Raw genomic sequence first — 22,573 nt, 5'->3', positions numbered from 1 at the left:
CTCAGCGGCGCTCCTTGTCAAAATAATTTTGACAAACTAGCAGCCAAACCAGCGTTTTCCTATGGCTAAAAGCGCCCTACCCTGCACGTCTCATCACAGGGAAGTTGCCATGGCTTATCGCTCGAAAGTCGCGCTCGTGTATCTGCTGGGTTTCGCCCTCGACCTGCTCAACATGTTTGTCGCCAGCATTGCCTACCCGGACATTGCTCAGCAATTACACGCCTCGGTGACGCAACTGGCGTGGATCACCAACGCCTACATGCTCGGCCTGACGCTGGTGATTCCGCTGAGCGTGTGGCTGGCGACACGGGTGGGCGAGCGCCGGCTGATCCTCGCTTCATTGCTGTTGTTCGGCATTGGCTCGGCACTGGTGGCGCAGGCCGGATCGATTGAAAGCCTGATCGGCTGGCGACTGCTGCAGGGGCTGGGTGGCGGGTTGCTGCTGCCGATCGGACAGGCGTTGGCTTATCGGCAGTTTCCGCCGTCGCAGCGCGCGCATTTTACCGGCGTGGTGTTGCTGGTGGCGCTGCTGGTGCCGGCACTGTCGCCGGCCGCCGGTGGACAGATTGTGCAGGCGTTGTCGTGGCGCTGGATTTTCTATCTGAATCTACCGGTCGCGTTACTGGCTTTCGCGCTCGGTGCGTTCTGGCTGAAACCCGATCAGCCCAATCATGAGCGCCCGACCCTGGACGCCCGTGGCCTGTTGCTGGCGGCGTCGGCCCTGAGTCTGTTGCTGATCGCCGTCAGTCTGCTGAGCGCCGCCGACAGCCGAATGATCGGCGCGGTTGTCCTGATACTCGGCGCTCTCACGTTGTGTTTCTACTTGCGCGATGGCTGGCGTAAACCCGGCGCCATACTCGATCTGCAACTGATCAAGAATCCCTCACTGCGCTTGGCAATGCTGATCTACCTGTGCGTGCCGGGCGTGTTCACCGGCACCCACATGATTGCCGTGTTGTACCTGCATAACCTCGGCGTCGGCGCCGCACCAATCGGTGCGCTGATGCTGCCGTGGGCCGCCGGTTCTGGCGTGGCGATCATGCTCGGCAAACGCAGTTTCAATCGCCTCGGCCCCAAGCCATTGCTGAGCGTCGGCCTGCTCCTGCAATGCATCGGCATCGTCCTGCTGATGCGCATCGAACAACCCGCCAGCACGCCGCTGATTCTCGCCTACGCAATGATGGGCCTGGGCGGCAGCCTGTGCAGCGTCACCGCGCAGACCCTGGCCTTCGTCGGCATACCCGCGGAAAAAATGGGCCACTCCAGCGCCCTGTGGAACATCAATCGCCAGCTCGGTTTTTGCCTCGGTGCGGCACTGCTCAGTTCACTGCTGGGCGCCCTCGGCGGCCACGCATTCCACGCCTGTTTTGCTGCTGCCGCGCTGCTCACGCTGATCCCGATGGCCAGTGTTCTGCGCTTTGATTCGACCACTGTGCTCGCGCTGCTGAACCCATCCCCCCTTGAGGAAACATCCGCATGAGCGATTACGCCGCCTATTTTGAAGAAGTGATTCAGGCCCACGAAGCCATCGAGCGATGGTTTGCCGTGGAGGAAAATGACGCTGCATTGAGGCAATTGTTGAGCCGCTTTTCGCCAGCGTTTTCGATGGTTTCGCCGCTGGGCCGGGTCTTGGATTTTGACGCGCTGGCGGCGCTGTTCGGGATGGCTGGGGGCAAGAAAAACGGCTTCAGGATTGAGCTCAGTGAACTCCACGGGATTGCATGGCATGAGCACGGTGCGACGGTCAGTTACCGCGAGCGGCAGACCGACGCGAGCGGGCTGCATTCGGATCGGCGGGCGACGGTGGTGTTTGAACAGACCGAATCCGGGCGGGTGATCTGGCGGCATCTGCAGGAGACGTTTTGTGCTGAGTGATTGATTACCGGTATTGGGCTGATACACCGAGTTGCCCTTATCGCGAGCAGGCTCACTCCTACAGGTGATCTTCGGTGTGACGCAGATCCAGTGTAGGAGTGAGCCTGCTCGCGATGCAGACGACGCGGTTCATCAGTTGTCCACGGAATCTTGCTTCACCACCACCGTGCAAGTAATCCCCGCCGCCAGCAACACGCCCTCCGGCACTTCATCAATATGAATCCGCACCGGCACTCGCTGCGCCAAGCGCACCCAGTTGAACGTCGGGTTCACATCGGCAATCAGCTCGCGGCTTTCCGGGTTGTCGCGATCGTAGATGCCACGGGAGATGCTTTCCACATGGCCCTTGAGCACTTCGCCGCTCATCAGTTGCATGTCGGCTCTATCACCGACTTTCACGTGGGGCAGTTTGGTCTCTTCGAAAAAGCCGTAAACCCAGAATGAGTTCATGTCGACCACGGCCATTTTCGCCTCGCCGATGCGCGCGTAGTCACCGCGATGCACGTTGAGGTTGGTCACATAACCGTCGACGGCGGCGCGCACTTCGGTGCGTTTGAGGTTGAGTTCGGCGGCTTCCAGTTGCGCCTGTGCGTGCTGGTAATCGGCGAGCGCGGCGTCGGCGATGTTGCTGGCGTCGTCGCGGTTTTCCTTGGAGATGACCAGGTTGTCCAGATCGGCGCGGCGATGGGCGTTGACCTTGCGCATCTCCCACGTCGACTTGCGCGAAGCGACCAGCGACTGCGCCTGTTTCACCGCGATGCGGTAGTGCTCCGGGTCGATCTGCATGAGCAAGTCGCCCTTCTTCACTAACTGGTTGTCGCGCACCGGCACGTCGATCACTTCGCCGGTAACGTCGGCGGCGACGTTGATGATGTCGGCGCGCACACGGCCGTCGCGGGTCCACGGCGTGTTCATGTAGTGCTCCCATAACGTGCGGCCGATCCACAACGCCAGGGCCAGCACCAGCAGGGTCGCGAGCAGGCTGAAAAACTTTTTCATCGGGACGTTCTCAACGGTAGACAGTCAGCGCCATGGCGCCGAACAGACAAGTAAACAGACTCAGACGCAGCAGCGCCGGGTGCCAGAAAAAGCGATACAGATCGAAGCCGGACAAGAACCTGTCCACCGCCCAGGCCAATGCCGCTGCGATGAAAAACATCAAAGTCATGGTCGGCATGTACACGCCGTGGAAGGCGATTTCACGAGGCATGGGCAAGTCCTTCGGGCTTGGCGGGGACGAACGCGGCGAGCGGTGATTGCGGGTCGAGCAGCGAGGTGCGGATGAAGTGCAGATAACTTTTCACCCGGCGCAATGCGGAGGTATCGAAGTGCGGCGCGAATGGCTCGTCGGTCGCCGCCACGCGACTGATCGCGTGATCGACCGCCACCAGTGCGCGCTCCAGATTGCTCGCGTTCGGCTGCAAAAACAGGCGCACCAGCGCACGGCCCATCACGCGGATTGCCTGCCGCCACGGCTGCGATTCGGCATAGGCCGGGTGCACCGGCAGGATCGCCTGTTCCTTGCGCAACTCGATGATCGCGTGGCCGACTTCCAGCACCACGAACATCCAGCGCAGCAGGTTCTTCTGCACCTTCGGTTCACCGGCAGCGAGACCGTAGGCCTGATGCAGCAAATCGCGGGTGCGGCTTTCGAAGCTTGAGGCCAGACCTTTGAGTTTGCCGCTGATCGCGTAGACCACTTGCCCGCGCAGATCCTGCTCAAGGCGTTTCCATAACCAGCGGCTGTTCGGCGGCAAAATAATCGCCCCGGCCGCCGCGCAAACGAGCATGCCCATGACCATCGCGATGTAGTCGTTGATGAAAGTGTAGGGGTTGTAGATCGTCAGGTTGTCCGGCACTGAACCGGTACTGAAGAAGATCAGCAAACCGAGGCCGACACCGGCGTATTGCGGGCGCGACGTGAGGAACGAGCCCAACACGATCACCGGCGCGAGCATCACGCACAGCAGTGGAAAACCGTCGATCCACGGGAAGATGAAAAACATCTCGACGAAGCCGATCAGCGCACCGAGGAAGGTCCCGCAAGCCATCTGAAATGCCATGCGTTTCGGGTTCGGTGTGGCCGCCGAAAGGCCCACGGTGGCGGCGGCGATCAGGGTCATCGTCGCGCCACTTGGCCACGCGGTCGCGACCCAATAACTGCCCAGCACAACCAGAATGAACGAGGCGCGAATCCCCGATGCCGCTGCTGCCCACCAGTTGGTTTGTGGGGTGAACGGCTCGTCCCAGCGCTCGCGTTCGTGGCGGTGATCGGCCAGCGAGGCGTGAGTCTGTGCATAACTGTGCAGGTCGTCGACGAAGCGATAAAGCAGTTCGTACGCGGTGTGGAAATCCAGTTGCTCGGCTTCGCTCGGGTCGGTGTCCTGAAAGATCCCGCGCAAGGTTCGCACGCGTGCCGGAAGGCCTTCCTTGTAGCTCGCCAGCGCTGTCGCCAAGCGTGCAGCATCGGGGCTGGTGAGGGCACGACCGCTGAAGCCGTCGAGCACTTCGGCGAGATCTTGCAGGCCCGGTCTGATTGCCGCGACGACGTGCTCTTCGCCGTTGACGCGCAGGCGTTCAAGCAATTGATGCAAGGCGTTGAAGCGTGTGGTGATGCCCATGAATTCGCTGTTCAAACGACTGAGCCGACCGTTGCGCCGACGCATGTGCGGGTCTTCGAAAACGGTCACGCTGCGCAAGCCTTCCAGCCCCACCGCTTCGGCGATAAAACGCACGTTGCTTGCCTCGAAAGCGTCGGCCTTGCTGCGCCCGCGCAGGCCATCGGTGACAAACAATGCGAACACGCCGAAGCGCTGATACAAGGCGTTGCGCATCGCCGCGCTGGCGGTTTGCGGGAGGATCGCGGCGCTGATCAGGGTTGAGCAGAGAATCCCCAGCGAGATCTCCAGCACCCGCCACACCGCAGCCATGAACGCGCCGTCCGGGTGTGCCAGTGCCGGTAAACCGACCATTGCCGCCGTATAACCGGCGAGGACAAAACCGTAAGCGCGGAAGTTGCGGCAGCGCGCGGCACCCGCCGAGCAGATGCCAACCCAGATCGCCAACGAACCCAAGAACAGTTCAGTGTTTTGCGCGAACAACGCGATCAGCGTGACCATCATCGCCGAACCGGCCAACGTGCCGAGGAAGCGATAGAAACTCTTGGCGAACACCTGACCGCTCTGCGGCTGCATGACGATGAACACGGTGATCATCGCCGTGCGCGGCTGCGGCAATTCCAGGCGCATGGCCAGCCACAGCGTGAGGAACGCGGCGAGCAGCACCTTGAAGATATAGACCCAGGTCACGCCATCGCTGCGCGCCCAGTCGAAAAAACCCCGGCGCCATTCCAGGGAGTAGAGCCAGCGCAGAGGTGCGGGCAAGGGAGTCATTAAATTGTGCTCAAGAGTTCAATCTGCAATCGAAACCTGTGGGAGCTAGCCCTGCTAGCGATAGCGGTGTGTCTGCCAACTTGAATGCCACCTGACACACCCGCTTTCGCGAGCAAGCGCGCTCCCACAGGTTGTGTGTTCAACGCAGGAGCGCCGGGGTTTTCGGGGCTGCGGTCTGTTCAGAGGTCGGCACATCGTTACCGGCACCGAGGCCACCACCCAACGCAGTCACCAATTCGGCATGCGCACTCAACCGCGCCGCCTGCACCTGCTGCTGCACTTGCTGTTGCTTGAACAGCAACGTCTGCGCATTGAGCACGTTGAGGTAATCGGTGAGGCCGCGCTGGTAAGCGATCATCGCGATGTCGTAAGTCTTCTGCGCTGTGGCCACGGATTCGGCAGCGAAGCCCTGTTGCTTGTCCATCGACTCGCGGCGGATCAACTGATCGGAAATGTTCTTCAGCGCATTCACCAGCGTCTGGTTGTAGTGCGCCACGGCGATGTCGTAACCGGCGGAGGCTTCACCCAGCTCCGAACGCAAACGACCGCCGTCGAAGATCGGCAGCGAGATCGCCGGACCGACGTTGTAGTTGAGTTTCTTGCCGGTCAAAAACTCCAGCGCGCCACCGCCGGTGGCCATGTAACCGAGGCTGCCGACCAGATCGACATTGGGATAAAACCCGGCGTGCGCCACGTTGATCCCGCGCGCCTGCGCCGCGACCTGCCAGCGACTGGCGACCACATCCGGACGCTGGCCGAGCAATTCGGCCGGCAACGCCGACGGCAGCTTCAGCGCAGCGCCGAGGGACAGGGTCGGGCGTTGCAACTGCGCGCCCTCGCCCGGCCCTTTACCGGCCAACGCTGCCAATTGATTACGACTGAGGGCAATTTCTTCGTCCAGCGCATCGATTTGCCGATGGGTTTCCGGCAACGGCGTCTCGGCCTGGCTGACTTCGAAATGCGTACCGATCCCGCCGTTCAAGCGTTTCTGCGCCAGATCGAGAATCTGCTGTTGCTGCTTGAGCGTCGCCGCGACGATATCGCGCTGGGCGTAATGCAGTGACAGTTCGATGTAGGTGCGGACGATGTTGTTCTGCAATTCCAGCTGCGCCAATCGCGCTTCGGCCGCGCTCATGTGCGCCAGATCCACCGCGCGCTCGCTGCTATTGCTTTCGCGGCCCCAAAGGTCGAGGGCGTAGCTGAAACCGAGCGCGGCGTTGTTGTCCCACGTGGTGGTGTTGGCCAGGTCGCCCGGGCCGTAGAACTGATCGGTCGGCCAGTTGTGCCGTTTGAGCGTCGATTCGCCATTGATCTGTAAAGACTCCGCCGCCTCGGCAACACCGGCCAAGGCTTTGGCCTGACGCACCCGCGCGGCGGCCATGGCCATACTCGGGCTGCCCTGCACGGCGAGGTCGATCCAGCGATTCAGTTGCGGGTCACCGTAGGCTTGCCACCATTGCGCGGTGGGCCAGTTGGCGTCACGGGCAGCGTGGGCGATGGCGTCATCGGTGGCCAGTGAATTGGCCTCCAACGCCTTGCCCTGCGGGGCAATTCCGTCAGTTGAGATGCAGCCGCTGAGACCCAGGGTAAAAGCCAGAACACTGAGCGGCAAAAGCGCTCTGTTGATGCGACGCGGCACAGCTGCGAATTCCTGAGAAGGGTAGAAAGCGAGGTGGGCGCAATTCTAGGGAACGCCCTGAACGGCGATAAGCTGGGATTTCTGTGAATCTTTGTTACGGTTAACGAGATAATCCCTTGGTCGGGGGTCTCAGCCCCTGAAACTTCGTGTCACAATTTGCCATCTCCCTTGAGAGCACCCCATGGACACTTTGCAAAACATGCGCGCCTTCAGTTGCGTGGCCGAGGCCGGCAGCTTCACTGCCGCCGCCGTGCAACTCGACACCACCACCGCCAACGTCTCGCGCGCGGTCTCCAACCTGGAAGCCCACCTGCAAACCCGCTTGCTCAACCGCACCACGCGACGCATCGCCCTCACCGAAGCGGGCAAACGCTACCTGCTGCGTTGCGAGCAGATCCTCGCTTACGTCGAAGAAGCCGAAGCCGAAGCCAGCGACGCCCACGCGCGCCCGGCCGGACAACTGAAAGTGCACACCATGACCGGCATCGGCCAGCACTTCGTCATCGACGCCATCGCCCGCTACCGCAAGACCCACCCGGACGTGACCTTCGACCTGACCCTGGCCAACCGCGTGCCGGATTTGCTCGACGAGGGTTACGACGTGTCCATCGTGCTCGCCAGCGAACTACCCGATTCGGGTTTCGTCTCGCAACGCCTGGGCATCACCTACAGCATCGTCTGCGCCTCCCCGGCCTACGTGAAAGCCAATGGCGCCGCGCAAAAGCCCAGCGACCTGCTCAACCACGCCTGCCTGCGACTGGTCAGCCCGGTGATCCCGCTGGAGAAATGGGCCTTCGACGGCCCGGAAGGTCAGGAAGTGGTCACCATCAACAGCTCGCCGTTCCTGGTGAACTCCGCCGACGCGATGAAAACCGCGATCATCAGCGGCATGGGTTTGGGCGTGCTGCCGGTGTATGCGGCGATAGAAGGCCTGCGCAGCGGCACACTGGTGCGGGTGATGCCGAACTACCGCTCGCAAGAGCTGAACCTGTATGCAATCTACCCGTCGCGGCAGTATCTGGATGCGAAGATCAAAACGTGGGTCGAGTATTTGCGCGGATCGTTGCCAGAAATATTGGCGGCGCATCAGGCGGAATTGGCGGCGTATGAACTGAGCGGCAGCCTCGCCGGCGCCCGAGTAGCCAACTAATTATTAAACACACCACGCCCGTGTAGGAGCTGCCGCAGGCTGCGATCTTTTGATCTTCTTGTTTAAGTCCGCACGCGGCTCGAGCCTACGGCAGCTCCTACAGAACGGGGATTTCGCGGATATTTCCGACAGGTTTTGACGGTTGTCCGTCGGAAGTGAGCTGGCTAGGATTTGGGTGTCGCTGACGAATCAGCGACCGGGTCTGGAAAACCCGCAGGATCACAGCACATGACATAATGCCGCGCTTTTTCGGCGCCGATGTTTTGTTATGGCGGCTGTACGTGGGAGACCTTCGGGTCTGCCGGGTTTGATCCTTTGCCGGTTTTTCCAGTCCGCGTACAGCTGCCACCCTTATCGTCTGGAAAACGAAAGATGGCAGATCCAATTGAATAAAAGGATCTTAGTCATGTTCAAAGTCACACCCAATCCGCCCGAAACGGACGACATCACACCCTACGAATTCCCCGGTTCAAAGAAACTCCACGACGCCGCCGAACGCGCCCTCGACCACTACCTCAAACCCAACGCACTCACCCTGCGCTTTCACAAACCCAGCACCATGTTCCAGATCACCCCCGATCAGGACAACGAAACCCTCCTGGCCCACGCCTGCGAATCCCTCGCCTCGGCCAGCATCATGACCAGCGACATCGCCGCCTACGTCGACCCACCACAGCGCCACACCATCCTGGCCATCCAGCAAATCATCATGCTGGCCGAACTGGCGGTGAATCAGGTACTGGATAACGTCGAAACCCGCCAACCACAACACTGACCTTCGTGGAAGCGAGCCAGCTCGCGAAGGCGTCAGCACCTTCTGCATCGAAGGTTCTAACTAACATCATTCGCGAGCAGCTCTGTCTCCCACCACCCTGCGTTGAATTAATCTTTTTTATATTACTTATCGAACACCTATCAATCGCCAATTGATCTATTAAACCTGTCAAATCTGACAGTACCTCTCCGATTACAACCCGTGTTCAATCGGTAACTCATGACTCGATTAACAACAAGGAGCAAGGTATGTCTATTAACGATTTGAAACTCGATGACCGCAAACAATCAGGCACGGGCACCATCAAGGCAAAAATCAACAAAGACTACATTACCGGCGAATACGATGGGATCCCCTCGGACTTTGTAACCAACAATAAGATCGTGGTGCTGAGAGCCAGTTACGCTAAGCCGCAAGATGGTTCTTTTGAAATCGACTTGAGATTTCATGCAAACATAAAGAAAGGTCGACATGAATTCAGTACGGAGCATTTTCCCTGTCCGTTCAGGTTCTCCTGGAGAACCAACGCGGTCATAAAAACTTACAGCTCTGAGAAAAATGCAGGCTTTATAGATATAGAAGACTTCAGCATCGAAAAGGGGATTCTCAAAGCTTCGTTCAACTTCACTTTTACAGACTTCGATACAGATCAAGTGCATCAGGTTCACGACGCCCACATCGATGTCCAAGGCCTCGAGATTGTCGACTAATCACTGCGTTAATCAAGATCAAAAGATCGCAGCCTTCGGCAGCTTCTTCGACACAGATGGAGCGCAAGCTCGGTTGCAGCTTTTGGTCTTGACCACAGGCGAGTGTTGGAGAATGGCCGGCTGTCAGGCCGGCATCGCCAGCAGGTTCACTCCTACAATTGGACCGTATGCAATCTGCAAGACCTTGGTTGGCTGTCAGGCCGCTATCGCCAGCAGGGCTAGCTCCCACAATTAGACCGAGTGCAATCAGTTGGAGAATGGTCGGCTGGCAGGCCGCCATCGCCAGCAGGGCTGGCTCCCACAATTAGACCGAGTGCAATCAGTTGGAGAATGGTCGCCTGGCAGGGCGCTATCGCGAGCAGGCTCACTCCTACAACTGGACCGTATGCAATCTGCAAGACCTTGGTCGGCTGTCAGGCCGCTATCGCCAGCAGGGCTAGCTCCCACAATTAGACCGAGTGCAATCAGTTGGAGAATGGTCGGCTGGCAGGCCGCTATCGCGAGCAGGCTCACTCCTACAATTGGACCGTATGCAATCTGCAAGACCTTGGTCGGCTGCCAGGCCGCTATCGCGAGCAGGCTCACTCCTACAATTGGACCTTATGCAATCTGCAAGACCTTGGTCGGCTGTCAGGCCGCCATCGCTGGCAAGCCAGCTCCCACAAAATCAAGATCAAAAGATCGCAGCCTCCGGCAGCTCCTACACACCCCCCGCGGCGCAGCCGCCCCACTCAACACAATGAGCGCAAGCTCGAGTACCGCTCTTGATCTGTAGGGCGACGTCGGAAGGCTGAGTGGAGGGATTGATCCGGGGGTGGGAGCGCAGCGACCGTTTGGCGCAGCCAAACACAGCGAGAGGAGGTGCAGCGAAGCAAACCGTAGGCGCTGCCCCCGGATCGATCCCGCAGCGAAGGAACCCCGAGCCCCAGCGAGCGGGCCGAACGTAGGAGCAAGCCTTTTTGGGTACTTTTTCGGCGTCTGGAAAAAGTGCCTCGCCGTAAGGGCGAAACCGCCAGCCGCAGCACCCGAAGCAACGGATATACACTCAAAAAAACCGAAAGCATGGTCGGCCCGCAGGCCGCCAAGCCCCCCAAGACAATCAAAGCGAGAAAATGTTAGCTTGCTTGGCATCAAGCCCGAACAAGAGCCAAAAACGATGAAAAAGACTGTCCTGGCCTTCAGCCGCATCACCCCCCCAATGATCGAACGCCTGCAACAGGAATTCGACGTCATCGTCCCCAACCCAAAAACCGGCGACATCAACGCCCAATTCAACGAAGCCCTGCCCCACGCCCACGGCCTCATCGGCGTCGGCCGCAAACTCGGCCAGGCCCAACTCGAAACCGCGACAAAACTCGAAGTGGTCTCCAGCGTCTCCGTCGGCTACGACAACTACGACCTCGATTACTTCAACCAACGCGGGATCATGCTCACCAACACCCCCGACGTCCTCACCGAAAGCACCGCCGACCTCGCCTTCGCCCTGATCATGAGCAGCGCCCGCCGCGTCGCCGAACTCGACGCATGGACCAAGGCCGGCCAATGGCAAGCCAGTGTCGGCGCCCCGCTGTTCGGCTGCGACGTGCACGGCAAAACCCTCGGCATCGTCGGCATGGGCAACATCGGCGCTGCCGTCGCTCGCCGTGGTCACTTCGGCTTCAACATGCCGATTATCTACAGTGGCAACAGCCGTAAACCCGAACTCGAACAACAACTCGGCGCACAATTTCGCAGCCTCGACCAACTGCTGGCCGAAGCCGATTTCGTCTGCCTGGTGGTGCCACTCAGCGACAAGACCCGCCACCTCATCAGCCATCGCGAACTCGCACTGATGAAGCCGAGCGCGATCCTGGTGAACATCTCCCGTGGCCCGGTCGTTGATGAACCCGCGTTGATTGAAGCCCTGCAAAACAACCGCATTCGCGGCGCTGGCCTGGACGTGTACGAAAAAGAACCGCTGGCCGAGTCGCCGCTGTTTCAACTGAAAAACGCCGTGACCCTACCGCACATCGGCTCGGCCACGAACGAAACCCGTGAAGCCATGGCCAACCGCGCCCTCACCAACCTGCGCAGCGCTCTGCTTGGCGAACGCCCTCAGGATCTGGTCAATCCGCAGGTCTGGCGCGGATAAAACATCAACGGGCAAGTGCAAACATGCACTTGCCCGCTATAACTTCAATACACAACTTGAAATCCAACAACAGCCCCATTGAAACTTCAGCGTTATAAGCTCTGCACACTATCGAATTAACGATAGAACGCCATGGAGAGCAATAACCTTGAACAGCCTGACCACAGACAAACTTATCCGCTACAGCAAAGTAATATTGATGGCTTACATCAGTTTCTTTGGCTTATTGGTAATGATGCATAACTTTTTCGACTACAACTCGAACTACGTATATGTCGCTCACATCCTGAGCATGGACACCACAACCGCTAACGAAAACATCATGTACCGGGCGATCGAATCACCCTACCTGCATCACCGGATTTACTGGTTCATCATCACGATGGAAGTCACCTACACCGTGCTCTGTCTCATGGGAACTTATCACTTGTACCGCAAGATCAACGACTCGGCAGAAGCGTTTCATGAGGCCAAGAAGTTCTCGATCATGGGAATACTGGTGGCCATTTTCATCTATTACGTATGCCTGCAAACCGTTGGCGTCGAATGGTTTGACATGGACACTTCGCAAGCCTGGAATGCAAAAGACTGGGCACGCCATATTGTTGATTTCATATTCCCCGTGATGATTTACATCACATTGAGAGTCGAGCGCTGAACATCAGCGCTCGCGTGCCTCAAGCCAACTTGCCTTGTGGCGGCACCAGCGCTGTTCTCGGTTTGCGAAACACCAGTACATTCCCCAGCATCACCAGCACCAACCCGAACAGCGCCGGTGCCGTCCACTGATAACCCTCGGCAAACGCCGAGACGTTCAGCGCGACCACAGGGAACAGCACCGTGCAATACGCTGCGCGTTCCGGACCCATGCGTCCGACCAGCGTCAGGTACGCGGTAAAACCGATCACCGATCCGGGAATGACCAGATAGAGCAGCGCGCCGACGTATCGTGGCGACCAGTCCATGTCGAACGGAATGCCTTTGACCAGACACCACACCGAGAGCATGGCCGCACCGTACGCCATGCCCCAGGCATTGGTGGTCAACGGCTTGAGGCCGGCCTTCTGTTGCAGGCTCGACAGCATGTTGCCCGCCGAGAAACACAAGGTGCCGCACAACGCCAAGCCCAGTCCCAGCAAGGTTTGCGGACTGGCCTGATGCCCGGCCAGCTCGGGCCAGAACAGCATGCCCAGACCGAACAAACCCAACGCGCCGCCCATCAACACATTGCGTGCGATGCGCTGACCAAAGAACACGCGGGCATTCAACGCGTTCCACAGGGTTGCGGTTGAAAACACCACCGCCACCAGACCGCTGGGGATCCACTGGCTGGCAGTCAGGAAACACATGAAGTTCACGCAGAACAGGCACAAGCCCTGCGCCACACAAATCAGGTGACCGCGCCGGTTCATCGGTTGGAGTCGACGGCTGAGCAGCAGCAACACAAACAACACCAGCGCGGCGAGGCCGAAGCGATAGACGATCGAGGCCGGAATCGCCACCACGCCCAACTGCCATTTCAAGGCAATCCAGGTGGTGCCCCAGATCAGTACGGTCAGCAGATACAACGACAAGTTCATGGCACACACTCCTCAATAGGTTTTGAGTGTGTGCCTGAGGCAGTCCTGCGCACTTGCAGATTCTTGCGCTTTTGTCTGTCGGCAGGCTGGCAGCGCGACGTCTACGGAGTAGGATGCAAAGCGTTGAAGAGAGCCGATCATGACCGCTATCGATAGCCTGCAAGTCTTTCAAGCCCTTAACCGCTCGCCGAACGCACGCCTTGTGCACAGCGCCGAGCTCGGTGACGGCTTGTCTGCAGCGTTGTGGACCAACCACCACGACGCTCAGGAATACGAAGCGCCCAGCCACCACACACTGTCCTGCTACATCGCCGGCGGCACCGGCACGTTTCGTCGCGGCCAACCGGGGCACAAGGGCGGGCCGGACAAATTGTGCATCCTGCCCGCCGATCACGAATCGGGCTGGGTGATCAATGGCGATATCCGCTTGGCTCATGTGTATTTCAGCGCGGAGCAATTTGCCCTCGGTTGCGTGACCTTGCTTGATCGCGAACCCCGAGAGATGCAGCTGCGCGAGCAGACCTTTCTCGAAGACCCGCAGCAGGCCCAGCGCTTTCGGCAACTGCTGACGCTGAACTGGGACGAACCCGCTGAACGCCTGCTGACCAGCAGCCTCGCCCACGAATTGATCAGCCACACCTTGCTCAGCCAGGTTGGCGCGCGTCAGGGCTTGCGGTTAAAGGGCGGACTGGCGCCGCATCAGCGCCGGCAATTGGTGGAGTTCATCGACAGTCAGTTGGCCGAACCGATCAGCCTCGGTCAATTGGCCGGACTGTGTGCGCTATCGGAATACCATTTTGCGCGGATGTTCCGTACGAGCTTCGGCCTGCCGCCGCATCAATATGTGCTGGCGCGACGTCTGGATCGGGCGCGGGAGTTGTTGCGCGGCTCGGCGTTGCCGTTGGGGGAGATTGCGCTGGCGTGTGGGTTTGCCAGTGCGAGCCACTTTACCAATCGGTTCAAGCAGGTATTGGGTGGGACGCCGGGCGAGTATCGGCAGGCGTTTTTGCGTTAGAGCCGGATTGTCTGTTGTCTGTCAGGACCTCATCGCTGGCAAGCCAGCTCCCACAAAGTCCTGTGGGAGCTGGCTTGCCAGCGATGAACGATGACGCGGTTCGGGATCAAAACTCCAAGGTGCTGGACAAGGAGATCTGCCGCGAATCCCCCATCGACACAAAGAACCGGCTCGCCGCCGAGGTGTAATACGTGCGATCAAACAGGTTCTTCACATTCAGCTGAAACTTGACCTTCTGCCCTTCAACCTGGGTGTCGTAAGTCGCAAACGCGTCCGCCACGGTATAGCTCGGCAGATCAAAATCATTCACCGCGTTACCCGCCCGCTCACCGACATAACGCGCCCCGGCACCGACACGCAATTGATCGCCACCAATCACGCTGCCGAAGTCATACACCGCTGAAAGCGAGCCGGAATTCTTCGCTACGTTTTGCAGACGCTTGCCCTTGTAGTCCGGGTCTTCCGTCACTTCGGCATCGGTGTAGGCGTAGCTGCCGATCATGCTCCAGCGCTCGCTCAGTTGACCGGTCAGATCCATTTCCAGCCCCCGCGAGCGCACTTCACCGGCGGCGCTGTAAATCGTTGTCGGGCCTTCAGAGTTGGCCACCAGCACGTTGCGTTTCTTGATGTCGAACAACGCGATGTTGCCGGTGATTTGCCCCGGCATATCGAGGCGCGCGCCGAGTTCCCACGACTTGGCTTCTTCGGGTGCGATGCTGCCGTCGAGCACGGTGCTGCTGCCGCTCAGCGGGGCGATGGTCGAGTTGGGTTTGAACGATTCGGTGTAGCTGCCGTAAAACGACACGGCGTCGGTGTAGCGATACACCAGCCCGGCACGGGGCACCCACTTCTGGCCGTTGCTGTCGGTGTTGGCCTTGAACGGCACGCCTTTACCGGCGTACTGGTCGTACTCTTGGAAGCGCCCGCCGGCGACCAGAATCCATTGGTCGGTGAGGTGAATCGAGTCCTGCATGAAGATCGAATCGCTGCGCAGTTCATCGGTCTGCGCACTGTCGGCGGCACTGACCGTGGTGCCTTCGACTTCACGGCCATACACCGGGTTGACGTAGCTGAAGGTACTCAGGCTTTTCTGGCGGATCAGGTCGGCGCGGTAGATCTTGCGGTACTCGTCATCGACGCCGAACACCAGGTCATGCTGCAGGCCCAGCACGTTGACTTTGCCTTCGAGGCTGGCGGTGGTGAAACGGTCGGTGCTGATCGCGTTTTGCGTGCCGTCCATGCTGCGGGTCAGTGTGCCGTTTTTGGTGTTGATCGCGGTGACACGCACCTGGCTGGCGTCGTAGGTTTCGCGGTTCCAGCTGTAGCCGAAGTGGGCTTTCCAGTCATCGTTAAGTTCGTGGTCAGCTTCGAAATGGTAGAGGTCCGAACGCCCTTCCATGTTGTTGAACGGCTCGTCCAGACGCTCGTTGCGCGAGATATCCAGCGGATGATTGGTGCGCGGATCGATCAGCGTGCCACGGTCGAACGGCGTAAGAAATTCGCGGTGTTCGTAGGCGAACAACAGCTTGGTGCTTTCGCCGAACCAGGCCAGCGACGGCGCGATCAGGGTTTCGCGGTGGGTGCCGAAATTGCGCCAGTAATCTTCATCTTCGTGGTCGAGCACCATGCGATAGGCCAGCCCGGAATCGCCCAGCGCGCCGGTGCTGTCGAAGGTGCCGCCACTGCCATTCTTGCCATCGCCGTAGGTCGAGCCGCGCAGGGTCAAGGCGTTGGACTGCGTCAGTTCAGGCTTCTTGCTGACCAGGTTGACCACGCCGCCCGGATCCTGAATGCCGTACAACAACGAAGCCGGACCTTTGAGCACTTCGACGCGATCGACCGTGGCGTTCATGCCACGGCCCTGCACGATCGGCATGCCGTCGCGCATGATCGAACCGTTGCGGTTGTCACCAAAGCCGCGGGTCATCACCGAGTCTTGCGTGCTGCCGAGCGTGTTGCCCTGAGTGATGCCGCTGACGTTGGCCAGCGCATCGTCGAGATTGCGCGGCGCCTGATCGCGGATGACCTGCGCCGGGATGACGTTGACGGTCTGCGGGACTTCCTGCAACGACGCCGAAGAACGCATCACCGAGCTGGTTTCCGGCGGCTGGTAGCTCGTCGAATCGTCGCGCAGCGAGGTGATGGTGGTGGCGCCGAGGTTCAGCGCGCCTTCGGTCGGTTTCGGTTCCAGCGCCAACGTGTGGCTGTCGGTGCGGCGGAAGCTCAGGCCGGAGCCGCTGAGCAGGCGCTGCAGCGCTTGTTCGGCGCTCATCTGGCCGTTGACTGCCGGCGCGGTAAGGCCATACGGCGCTTCATCGGTGTAGACCACACTCTGCCCGGTGACACGGCTGAAGTCGCTGAGGGCTTGGGGCAGCGGTTTGGCGGCCAGCGCGAAATTGAACTGCTTTTGCGTCTGACTGCTGGCCGTTTCAGCGGCGAGCGCCACGCTCATCGGCAACAACGCCAATGCCGAAAAACTCAACGCCGAGACGCTCAACCACTGTTTGATCGAACCCGAATTTGCCCTGGACTTCATTGCTCAATGACCTGTGTAGAACCGCTACGGATGCGAATGGATCGCAGTTTCAGTCACTACACGGATGGGGATTGGGTTTACCTCACCAACATTTGAAAATTATTTTTTGAGGTGTTCGATCGGGCGCCATCGCGAGCAGGCTCACTCCTACATTTGGAATGCGTTCCCCTGTAGGAGTGAGCCTGCTCGCGATGGCTTTAGCCGCTTCAACGCAAAATAATCAAATGCCCCAACACCTGATGCTGCTCAAACCCCAGCACCCCTTGCAGAGAATTCAACACCGCCTGCGGATCCTTGCTCGGAAAACTGCCACTGACCTTGCGCGCCGCCAACTGATCATTGAGCACCACAATCCGCCCCGGGTAATACCGGCGCAAATCCTCCACCACCTCCGCCAGCGTCGACTTGTAGTAAGTCAGCCAACCCTGGCGCCAGGCCAGTTGCGCCTCACTGTCCACGGCATGAAGTTTTTCCGCCGCGCCCTCACCGTAAGCCGCCTGCTGCCCCGCCGTGAGAATCTGCTGCTCGCCTTGATGATCCGCCTTCACGCCAACGCGCCCGGACAGCACCGTGACCTGCGCGCCGTGTGGCTGCAGACGCACTTCGAATTGCGTACCGAGCACCCGCGCCTCGCCCTGCTCTGCCTCGACCACAAACGGACCACCGGTGTGCGTCACGCTGAAAAAACCGGCGCCGCGACGCAGCTGCACATGCCGCTCGCCATGGCTGAAATAAACGGCGATGGCGCTGTCGGCATCGAGGGTGACTTGCGATTGATCGGCCAGGGTCACCGTGCGAATTTCACCGGGGGCCGAGACGTAATCCGCGCCGAGATCATCGATCCAACGCTGCGGTTGCCACCCTGTACCGACGCTAACCATCAGCACCAGACACGCCGCCATCGCCAGCGCTGCGGACCAACGCAACAGCGGAGAACGACGCGGGCGATCCATCGCATCGAGATAACCCTGCAACGCCAACGCATCTTCAGCGGCCAAGGTCTGCGCCGGACCTTCGCTCAACTCCCAGAGCACTTGCGCCTGCGCGTAAGCTTCAGCGTGGGCCGGATCGGCGCGCAGCCATTGGCTGAAAATCAATTGATCGCCAGCACTCGGCCGATCATGCAATAGGCTCAGCCAGGCCAATGCGGCCTGCTCCTGAGCGAGCGTCGGGGTGAGGGATTCTGATGGCTTCACGGTGCTTTCCCTGGCAAGCGTGGCGCGGGTTCGCGCAGGCTGGCCTTGCAGGCCTCGAGGGCGCGCATCATATGTTTTTCCACAGCACTTTGGGAAAGGCCCATAGCTTTGGCGATTTCAGCGTACTTGCGGTCGTGAATGCGATTGAGCAAAAAGATCTGCCGCGTGCGCTCGGGCAACGCACGCAACGCTGCTTCGACATGGCGCAGATCGTTGCCGGCTTCCAGCGCAGCTTGCGGCTCACTGCCGTGGCTGTCCGGTTCATCCGGTTGCCAGCCTTCGTTGACGCGGGTGCGCGTGCCTTCGCTGCGAATATGGTCGATGGCGATGTTGCCGGCACAACGCAAAAGATAAGTGCTGAGTTCTTCGACCTGCACCAATGGCCGCCGCCAGAAGCGCAGAAACAGATCCTGCACCAGATCCGCCGCCGTCGCCCGGCAACCGACGCGCCGGTTCACCAACGCTTCCATTTGCGAACGCTGGGACAGGAACACCTGAAGAAAATGCGCACGCGCCCCGCGCGGCTCGTCGTCGCGGGATTCCGGCGGCAGACCGATCAGCACCTCAGCACTGCGCCCAGGCTGCGACCGGACTGGCCAACAGGCTCAATCCGGCCAGCGTCAAGGCCAGACGCGGGCGATACGGCAGCAGCAACACCAAGGCCAGCGCACTGAGCATCAGCACGGCGAACCAGTCGACCAGACCGAAGCTCCAGCCGTTGGCCTTCACCGCTGCCGCGAGCGACAAGCACAGCAACAGCCATCCGCCGATTTTCAGGCCCTGACGACGTCGCTCAGAAGGCTTGTGGCCGAGCAGTTCATCGTGATGTCGCGGCATCGACAGGCACAACGCGGTGAAGCCGGCGTAGGTGAGCAACAAAGGCAAAAGCATCAGTTCGCCCCTTGCTCAAGGATGATCGGCGCAGCCTTTTCGCGACGGGGCTTTTTGGCGCTGGCGGCGCTGGCGGCGCTACCGGCGCTACCGGCGCGCTGCATTTTCCACGCAGCCCAGCCCAGAAACGCGCCGGTGGCAAGGCAGGTCAGATCGAAAGCGGCGAGCGTCCAGTCTCCCTGTATCAGGCTCACCGCGAGATTCCACGGTGTGGTCAGTGCATTGATCAACGGCACCGAGATAAACAACATGGCGCCCAATAGAAGCTGCTCGACCCAGGCTTTGCGCCCCGGACGCAACAGTGCGTGCACCACACTCAAACCCCAAGCGATGAAGAACGCATTCACTTCCCAATCCGCACGTCCGGCAAGGCTCACCGGCAACAGACGATTAGCCAGAAAGAACACCGCCACCGCCGAAACCAGCCCGGCCATGCTGGCGATGTTCAGCACTTCCACCATTCGCAACTCGAACGGCATCACGCCACTCTTGGCGTGTTTGAGTTGCCGTTTGCCGAGCCAGATCACCAGCCCGGTGCCGATCATTGCCGTCCCGGCCAGGCCACAGATGAAGTACAGCCAGCGCAAAACCGGACCGGCGAAATGGCCCATGTGCAAACCATAGAACGCGCCGCCAACGGCCATCGCCACCGGTTGATCCGGTGTGCTGCCGAGCCGTTCGCCGGTGACGCCGTTGAAAGTCACGGCACTGCCGAAATCATGCACCACACGGTCACTGGCGCGTGACAGCACCACGCTGGCATTAGCGTCGCCCGGATTGTTCACTGACAGGCGTGCGGTGTCGCCACCCGACCATTGCTCGCTGGCCTTGGCCAGCAGCGGCGCCATAAGTGCCAGTGGTGCCGCAACGTTGGCCCGCTCGGGAGTCTTTGAGGCGGGAAATACTTCGTCGTAGAACTTGCGCACGTCGCTGCCGTAAGACGCGACGATGCTCGCCGGCATGACCATCGACATGAAAATCACCAGGCTGCTGTAAGTGATCATCAAGTGAAACGGCAGCACCAGCACGCCCACCGCGTTATGCCCGTCGAGCCAGGAGCGCTGGCCCTTGCGCGGGCGGAAGGTGAAGAAGTCCTTGAAGATTTTCTTGTGGGTGATGATCCCGGTGATCAGGGCGACGAACATCACCATCGCAGCGATGGTCGCCAGCCAACGGCCCCACGGATAAGGCATCTGCAATTGAAAGTGGAAGCGGTAGAAGAACTCGCCGCCCATGCTTGCGCGGCCCTGCACTTCGGTGCCGGTTTGTGCGTCGAGGGTTTTCGATTCGAAGCGCCCGCGCTCACCGGGATTGGCCGGCGCTTGCTGCCAGCGCACGGTCAGCCCGGGATCGCGGCCACTGGGCATATCGATCAGCCAGCGTGAGGCGCCAGCAGCGTGTTGCTGCAGATAATCCTGGGCCAGGGTCAGGCTCGTCTCGCCACTCACCGAGCGCGCCGGGATTTCCGGCTGCATCCAGTGACTGATTTCATCCTTGAAATAGGCCAGCGTCCCAGTCAGAAAAATCGCAAACAGCAACCAGCCGAACACCAATCCGGTCCAGGTGTGCAGCCAGGCCATCGCCTGACGGAAACCCTCTTTCATGCCAGCCCCAAACCACGTGCGGCGCCGGAAATGGTCGCCAGAATCACGCTCGGCACCAACAAGCCGACCCACGCCGACCATGCGGTGCGGCAGGCGAAACACCACAACACGGCGACCAGATAGACCAGAAACGAAATGGTCATGCCGGTGACTACAGCTTCGGCGCGGCTCAACGGCAACCACAAGGTCAGGGTAACGCTGGCCAGCGCGGCAACCAGATAGCCGCCGAACACCGCCGCCAATACTCGCGAGGTGACAGCCAGACGGTAGGACATGGGAAGTGTGGCGAGTTTGCCTTTCATGTTTCGACCCTGAAACGAAAAACGTCCGGCCGATGTGCCGGACTGATAGGCGAGCAATATTAATGATAAATATTCTCATATGCAAAAGCATCTGATTGCCGGCCGAGCGCTTCGCCCCCTACAATGCGAACAGTTCTTGTTCTCTAACGTACTCTCTACCGCGTCAAGAAAGCGCCCGGAGTCCACCGTTGTCGTCCGCCCACCCCGTCGAATCGCTCTATCAGGCTCATCACAGCTGGCTGACTGGCTGGCTGCGGCGCAAACTCGGCTGCCCGGACAGCGCGGCGGACCTGGCTCAGGATACGTTCATCAAGGTGCTGACCGCCCGCGAGCCGCCAGTAATCATCGAGCCGCGCGCCTTTCTGACAACGTTGGCCAAGCGCGTACTGTTCAATCATTACCGCCGTCAGGATCTCGAAAGCGCCTACCTCGACACGCTGGCGCAGATGCCGGAAATGGTCGCGCCGTCGGAAGAACACAAAGCAATCATCCTGCAAACCCTGATGGAGCTGGATGAACTGCTCGACGGTTTGCCACGCCAGGTCAAACGCGCCTTTTTGCTGGCACAGGTCGATGGCCTGACCTATCCACAAATCGCCGCCGAACTCGGCATTTCCGTGGCCACGGTCAAACGGCATTTGAATAAAGCAGCCATGCGTTGCTACTTCGCCTTATGAATCGCGCCCCGGATTTCTCTTCGCAAGTGGCCGAACAGGCGGTGCACTGGCTGCTGGAAATGCAGCAAGGCGCGCTCACCCCGCGTCAGCAACAGGCCTGGCAACAATGGCTGGACGCACACAGCGAACATCAGCGCGCGTGGGAACACATTCAGCGCGTCAACCAGCGCTTGCGCGGTGTGTCTTCACCGTTGGCGCATGCGGCGCTGAACGGGCCGAAGTCGGGTAGCCGTCGACAGGCGCTCAAGCTGCTGCTGATTCTCGGCGCCGGCTCAGCCGTCACCTGGGGCATGCGCGAACACAACCCGCTGCCGTCAATGCTCGCCGATTACCGCAGTCCGGTCGGCCAGCGGCGCAAAATTGCCTTGGGCAGCGGCGATCAGTTGCAGCTCAACACGGCCAGTGCGGTGGATGTGAACACCTCGGCACGCCTGATCCAATTGCTCGAAGGCGAAATCCTCCTGACTGCCGCGCAATCCTTCGAAGTGCGCACGGCGCAGGGCGTTCTGAAAACTCAGGGTGCACGTCTCAACGTGCGCCAGTTTGCCGATCGTACGCAGGTCGCGCTGTTCGACGGTCGAGTCGAACTGAGCAGCAATGGACGCGCGCCCATGGTGCTGCCGGTCGCGCGCGAAATGAGTTTCACCTCGACATCCGTCAGCGCAGCCAAACCGCTGAATGCCAACAGCGGCGCCTGGGTCGACGGCATGCTGGTCGCGGCGCACATGCGTCTCGGCGACTTCCTCGATGAACTCGGCCGTTACCGTCGCGGGCAGCTCAATTGCGATAAAAAAGTCGCCGATCTGTTGATCTCCGGGACGTATCCGCTGGACGACAGCGAGCGAATTCTTGACCTGCTGGAAATCAGTCTGCCGGTGAAAGTGAAGCGCTTCACGCGTTACTGGGTGACCGTCGAAGCGCGGGTTTAAAGAGCAAGATCAAGAGATCGCAGCCTTCGGCAGCTCCTACATTGGAAATGCATATTTCCTGTAGGAGCTGCCGAAGGCTGCGATCTTTTGATCCTTGAAAAATAAATGAGCCGTTTTTCAGATCTGGCGTGACAGAGAAGGAAAGCCCCCTTGATTCAACCTTCTCAGGAT

General features: G+C 59.9%; 21 protein-coding genes. 10 read left to right on the top strand and 11 right to left on the bottom strand.

The annotated features are described in order from the left end of the window. The first annotated feature begins 109 nt into the window (after window positions 1-109). Both AC3Y64_RS04710 and AC3Y64_RS04705 read left to right on the top strand, forming a co-directional pair. Window positions 110-1,480, top strand: coding sequence for an MFS transporter (locus AC3Y64_RS04710; RefSeq protein ID WP_489986612.1), 1,371 nt, complete (start codon window positions 110-112; stop codon window positions 1,478-1,480). Further along, window positions 1,477-1,875 (top strand): DUF4440 domain-containing protein, encoded by a 399-nt coding sequence (locus AC3Y64_RS04705; protein ID WP_489986611.1) that lies wholly within the window; start codon window positions 1,477-1,479, stop codon window positions 1,873-1,875. The genes AC3Y64_RS04710 and AC3Y64_RS04705 overlap by 4 nt, the downstream gene beginning before the upstream one ends. Window positions 1,876-2,007: 132 nt before the next feature. On the opposite strand, the gene AC3Y64_RS04700 is transcribed toward AC3Y64_RS04705, so the two are convergent. From AC3Y64_RS04700 to AC3Y64_RS04685, 4 genes are all read right to left on the bottom strand, one after another. After that, a complete protein-coding gene (locus AC3Y64_RS04700) occupies window positions 2,008-2,874 on the bottom strand; it encodes an efflux RND transporter periplasmic adaptor subunit (protein WP_489986610.1) in 867 nt (288 codons plus the stop codon). 10 nt (window positions 2,875-2,884) lie between these two features. After that, on the bottom strand, window positions 2,885-3,085 hold the full coding sequence (locus tag AC3Y64_RS04695) for a DUF1656 domain-containing protein (protein ID WP_007914106.1): 201 nt from the start codon (window positions 3,083-3,085) through the stop codon (window positions 2,885-2,887). Then, the gene (locus AC3Y64_RS04690) at window positions 3,075-5,267 is read right to left on the bottom strand and encodes an FUSC family protein (protein ID WP_489986609.1); all 2,193 of its coding nucleotides are present in this window, start codon (window positions 5,265-5,267) and stop codon (window positions 3,075-3,077) included. Before AC3Y64_RS04690 ends, AC3Y64_RS04695 begins: the two co-directional genes overlap by 11 nt. A gap of 139 nt (window positions 5,268-5,406) precedes the next feature. Then, window positions 5,407-6,906 carry an efflux transporter outer membrane subunit gene (locus AC3Y64_RS04685; RefSeq protein WP_489986608.1) on the bottom strand — a complete coding sequence of 500 codons (1,500 nt, stop codon included), beginning with the start codon at window positions 6,904-6,906 and terminating at the stop codon, window positions 5,407-5,409. A gap of 181 nt (window positions 6,907-7,087) precedes the next feature. Here AC3Y64_RS04685 and AC3Y64_RS04680 point away from each other — a divergent pair, with 181 nt between their 5' ends. From AC3Y64_RS04680 to AC3Y64_RS04660, 5 genes are all read left to right on the top strand, one after another. Continuing rightward, window positions 7,088-8,056 carry a LysR family transcriptional regulator gene (locus AC3Y64_RS04680; RefSeq protein ID WP_489986607.1) on the top strand — a complete coding sequence of 323 codons (969 nt, stop codon included), beginning with the start codon at window positions 7,088-7,090 and terminating at the stop codon, window positions 8,054-8,056. 406 nt (window positions 8,057-8,462) lie between these two features. Then, window positions 8,463-8,831 (top strand): DUF6124 family protein, encoded by a 369-nt coding sequence (locus AC3Y64_RS04675; RefSeq protein ID WP_489986606.1) that lies wholly within the window; start codon window positions 8,463-8,465, stop codon window positions 8,829-8,831. A 248-nt stretch (window positions 8,832-9,079) separates the two neighbouring features. Further along, window positions 9,080-9,541 (top strand): hypothetical protein, encoded by a 462-nt coding sequence (locus tag AC3Y64_RS04670; RefSeq protein WP_489986605.1) that lies wholly within the window; start codon window positions 9,080-9,082, stop codon window positions 9,539-9,541. 1,156 nt (window positions 9,542-10,697) lie between these two features. Beyond that, window positions 10,698-11,672, top strand: a complete 975-nt coding sequence (locus AC3Y64_RS04665; RefSeq protein WP_489986604.1) for a 2-hydroxyacid dehydrogenase — start codon at window positions 10,698-10,700, stop codon at window positions 11,670-11,672. Between the two features lie 148 nt (window positions 11,673-11,820). Continuing rightward, window positions 11,821-12,330 carry a DUF2165 domain-containing protein gene (locus AC3Y64_RS04660; protein ID WP_489986603.1) on the top strand — a complete coding sequence of 170 codons (510 nt, stop codon included), beginning with the start codon at window positions 11,821-11,823 and terminating at the stop codon, window positions 12,328-12,330. A 19-nt stretch (window positions 12,331-12,349) separates the two neighbouring features. On the opposite strand, the gene AC3Y64_RS04655 is transcribed toward AC3Y64_RS04660, so the two are convergent. Beyond that, window positions 12,350-13,252 (bottom strand): DMT family transporter, encoded by a 903-nt coding sequence (locus AC3Y64_RS04655; protein WP_489986602.1) that lies wholly within the window; start codon window positions 13,250-13,252, stop codon window positions 12,350-12,352. Between the two features lie 139 nt (window positions 13,253-13,391). On the opposite strand from AC3Y64_RS04655, the gene AC3Y64_RS04650 reads away from it, so the two are divergent. Further along, window positions 13,392-14,267, top strand: a complete 876-nt coding sequence (locus AC3Y64_RS04650; protein ID WP_489986601.1) for a helix-turn-helix domain-containing protein — start codon at window positions 13,392-13,394, stop codon at window positions 14,265-14,267. A 106-nt stretch (window positions 14,268-14,373) separates the two neighbouring features. On the opposite strand, the gene AC3Y64_RS04645 is transcribed toward AC3Y64_RS04650, so the two are convergent. From AC3Y64_RS04645 to AC3Y64_RS04620, 6 genes are all read right to left on the bottom strand, one after another. Next, window positions 14,374-16,803 carry a TonB-dependent siderophore receptor gene (locus AC3Y64_RS04645; RefSeq protein ID WP_489986600.1) on the bottom strand — a complete coding sequence of 810 codons (2,430 nt, stop codon included), beginning with the start codon at window positions 16,801-16,803 and terminating at the stop codon, window positions 14,374-14,376. A gap of 206 nt (window positions 16,804-17,009) precedes the next feature. Further along, the gene (locus AC3Y64_RS04640) at window positions 17,010-17,999 is read right to left on the bottom strand and encodes a FecR family protein (RefSeq protein ID WP_489986599.1); all 990 of its coding nucleotides are present in this window, start codon (window positions 17,997-17,999) and stop codon (window positions 17,010-17,012) included. Next, a complete protein-coding gene (locus tag AC3Y64_RS04635) occupies window positions 17,996-18,562 on the bottom strand; it encodes an RNA polymerase sigma factor (protein WP_489986598.1) in 567 nt (188 codons plus the stop codon). The genes AC3Y64_RS04640 and AC3Y64_RS04635 overlap by 4 nt, the downstream gene beginning before the upstream one ends. Before the next feature lies 1 nt (window position 18,563). Next, entirely contained in the window at window positions 18,564-18,890 is a 327-nt protein-coding gene (locus AC3Y64_RS04630; protein WP_489986597.1) for a DUF3325 domain-containing protein, read from the bottom strand. Then, the gene (locus AC3Y64_RS04625) at window positions 18,890-20,494 is read right to left on the bottom strand and encodes a PepSY-associated TM helix domain-containing protein (protein WP_489986596.1); all 1,605 of its coding nucleotides are present in this window, start codon (window positions 20,492-20,494) and stop codon (window positions 18,890-18,892) included. The genes AC3Y64_RS04630 and AC3Y64_RS04625 overlap by 1 nt, the downstream gene beginning before the upstream one ends. Continuing rightward, window positions 20,491-20,796 (bottom strand): DUF3649 domain-containing protein, encoded by a 306-nt coding sequence (locus tag AC3Y64_RS04620; RefSeq protein ID WP_016986986.1) that lies wholly within the window; start codon window positions 20,794-20,796, stop codon window positions 20,491-20,493. The genes AC3Y64_RS04625 and AC3Y64_RS04620 overlap by 4 nt, the downstream gene beginning before the upstream one ends. Window positions 20,797-20,984: 188 nt before the next feature. Here AC3Y64_RS04620 and AC3Y64_RS04615 point away from each other — a divergent pair, with 188 nt between their 5' ends. Then, entirely contained in the window at window positions 20,985-21,473 is a 489-nt protein-coding gene (locus tag AC3Y64_RS04615; protein WP_489986595.1) for a sigma-70 family RNA polymerase sigma factor, read from the top strand. Then, window positions 21,470-22,402, top strand: a complete 933-nt coding sequence (locus tag AC3Y64_RS04610; protein ID WP_489986594.1) for a DUF4880 domain-containing protein — start codon at window positions 21,470-21,472, stop codon at window positions 22,400-22,402. Before AC3Y64_RS04615 ends, AC3Y64_RS04610 begins: the two co-directional genes overlap by 4 nt. Window positions 22,403-22,573 lie beyond the last annotated feature (171 nt).

The sequence above is a fragment of the Pseudomonas sp. 4CAES_32.4 genome, from assembly GCF_058136335.1.
Note: the sequence above shows the minus strand (reverse complement) of the source record. Positions and strands in the feature narration are given on the sequence as shown.

What these genes read in the sequence shown, in the direction of transcription:
- AC3Y64_RS04710 (WP_489986612.1), top strand. Translation starts at nt 110, where the DNA reads ATGGCTTATCGCTCGAAAGTCGCGCTCGTGTATCTGCTGGGTTTCGCC.
- AC3Y64_RS04705 (WP_489986611.1), top strand. Translation starts at nt 1,477, where the DNA reads ATGAGCGATTACGCCGCCTATTTTGAAGAAGTGATTCAGGCCCACGAA.
- AC3Y64_RS04700 (WP_489986610.1), bottom strand. Translation starts at nt 2,874, where the DNA reads ATGAAAAAGTTTTTCAGCCTGCTCGCGACCCTGCTGGTGCTGGCCCTG.
- AC3Y64_RS04695 (WP_007914106.1), bottom strand. Translation starts at nt 3,085, where the DNA reads ATGCCTCGTGAAATCGCCTTCCACGGCGTGTACATGCCGACCATGACT.
- AC3Y64_RS04690 (WP_489986609.1), bottom strand. Translation starts at nt 5,267, where the DNA reads ATGACTCCCTTGCCCGCACCTCTGCGCTGGCTCTACTCCCTGGAATGG.
- AC3Y64_RS04680 (WP_489986607.1), top strand. Translation starts at nt 7,088, where the DNA reads ATGGACACTTTGCAAAACATGCGCGCCTTCAGTTGCGTGGCCGAGGCC.
- AC3Y64_RS04675 (WP_489986606.1), top strand. Translation starts at nt 8,463, where the DNA reads ATGTTCAAAGTCACACCCAATCCGCCCGAAACGGACGACATCACACCC.
- AC3Y64_RS04670 (WP_489986605.1), top strand. Translation starts at nt 9,080, where the DNA reads ATGTCTATTAACGATTTGAAACTCGATGACCGCAAACAATCAGGCACG.
- AC3Y64_RS04665 (WP_489986604.1), top strand. Translation starts at nt 10,698, where the DNA reads ATGAAAAAGACTGTCCTGGCCTTCAGCCGCATCACCCCCCCAATGATC.
- AC3Y64_RS04655 (WP_489986602.1), bottom strand. Translation starts at nt 13,252, where the DNA reads ATGAACTTGTCGTTGTATCTGCTGACCGTACTGATCTGGGGCACCACC.
- AC3Y64_RS04650 (WP_489986601.1), top strand. Translation starts at nt 13,392, where the DNA reads ATGACCGCTATCGATAGCCTGCAAGTCTTTCAAGCCCTTAACCGCTCG.
- AC3Y64_RS04645 (WP_489986600.1), bottom strand. Translation starts at nt 16,803, where the DNA reads ATGAAGTCCAGGGCAAATTCGGGTTCGATCAAACAGTGGTTGAGCGTC.
- AC3Y64_RS04630 (WP_489986597.1), bottom strand. Translation starts at nt 18,890, where the DNA reads ATGCTTTTGCCTTTGTTGCTCACCTACGCCGGCTTCACCGCGTTGTGC.
- AC3Y64_RS04625 (WP_489986596.1), bottom strand. Translation starts at nt 20,494, where the DNA reads ATGAAAGAGGGTTTCCGTCAGGCGATGGCCTGGCTGCACACCTGGACC.
- AC3Y64_RS04620 (WP_016986986.1), bottom strand. Translation starts at nt 20,796, where the DNA reads ATGAAAGGCAAACTCGCCACACTTCCCATGTCCTACCGTCTGGCTGTC.
- AC3Y64_RS04610 (WP_489986594.1), top strand. Translation starts at nt 21,470, where the DNA reads ATGAATCGCGCCCCGGATTTCTCTTCGCAAGTGGCCGAACAGGCGGTG.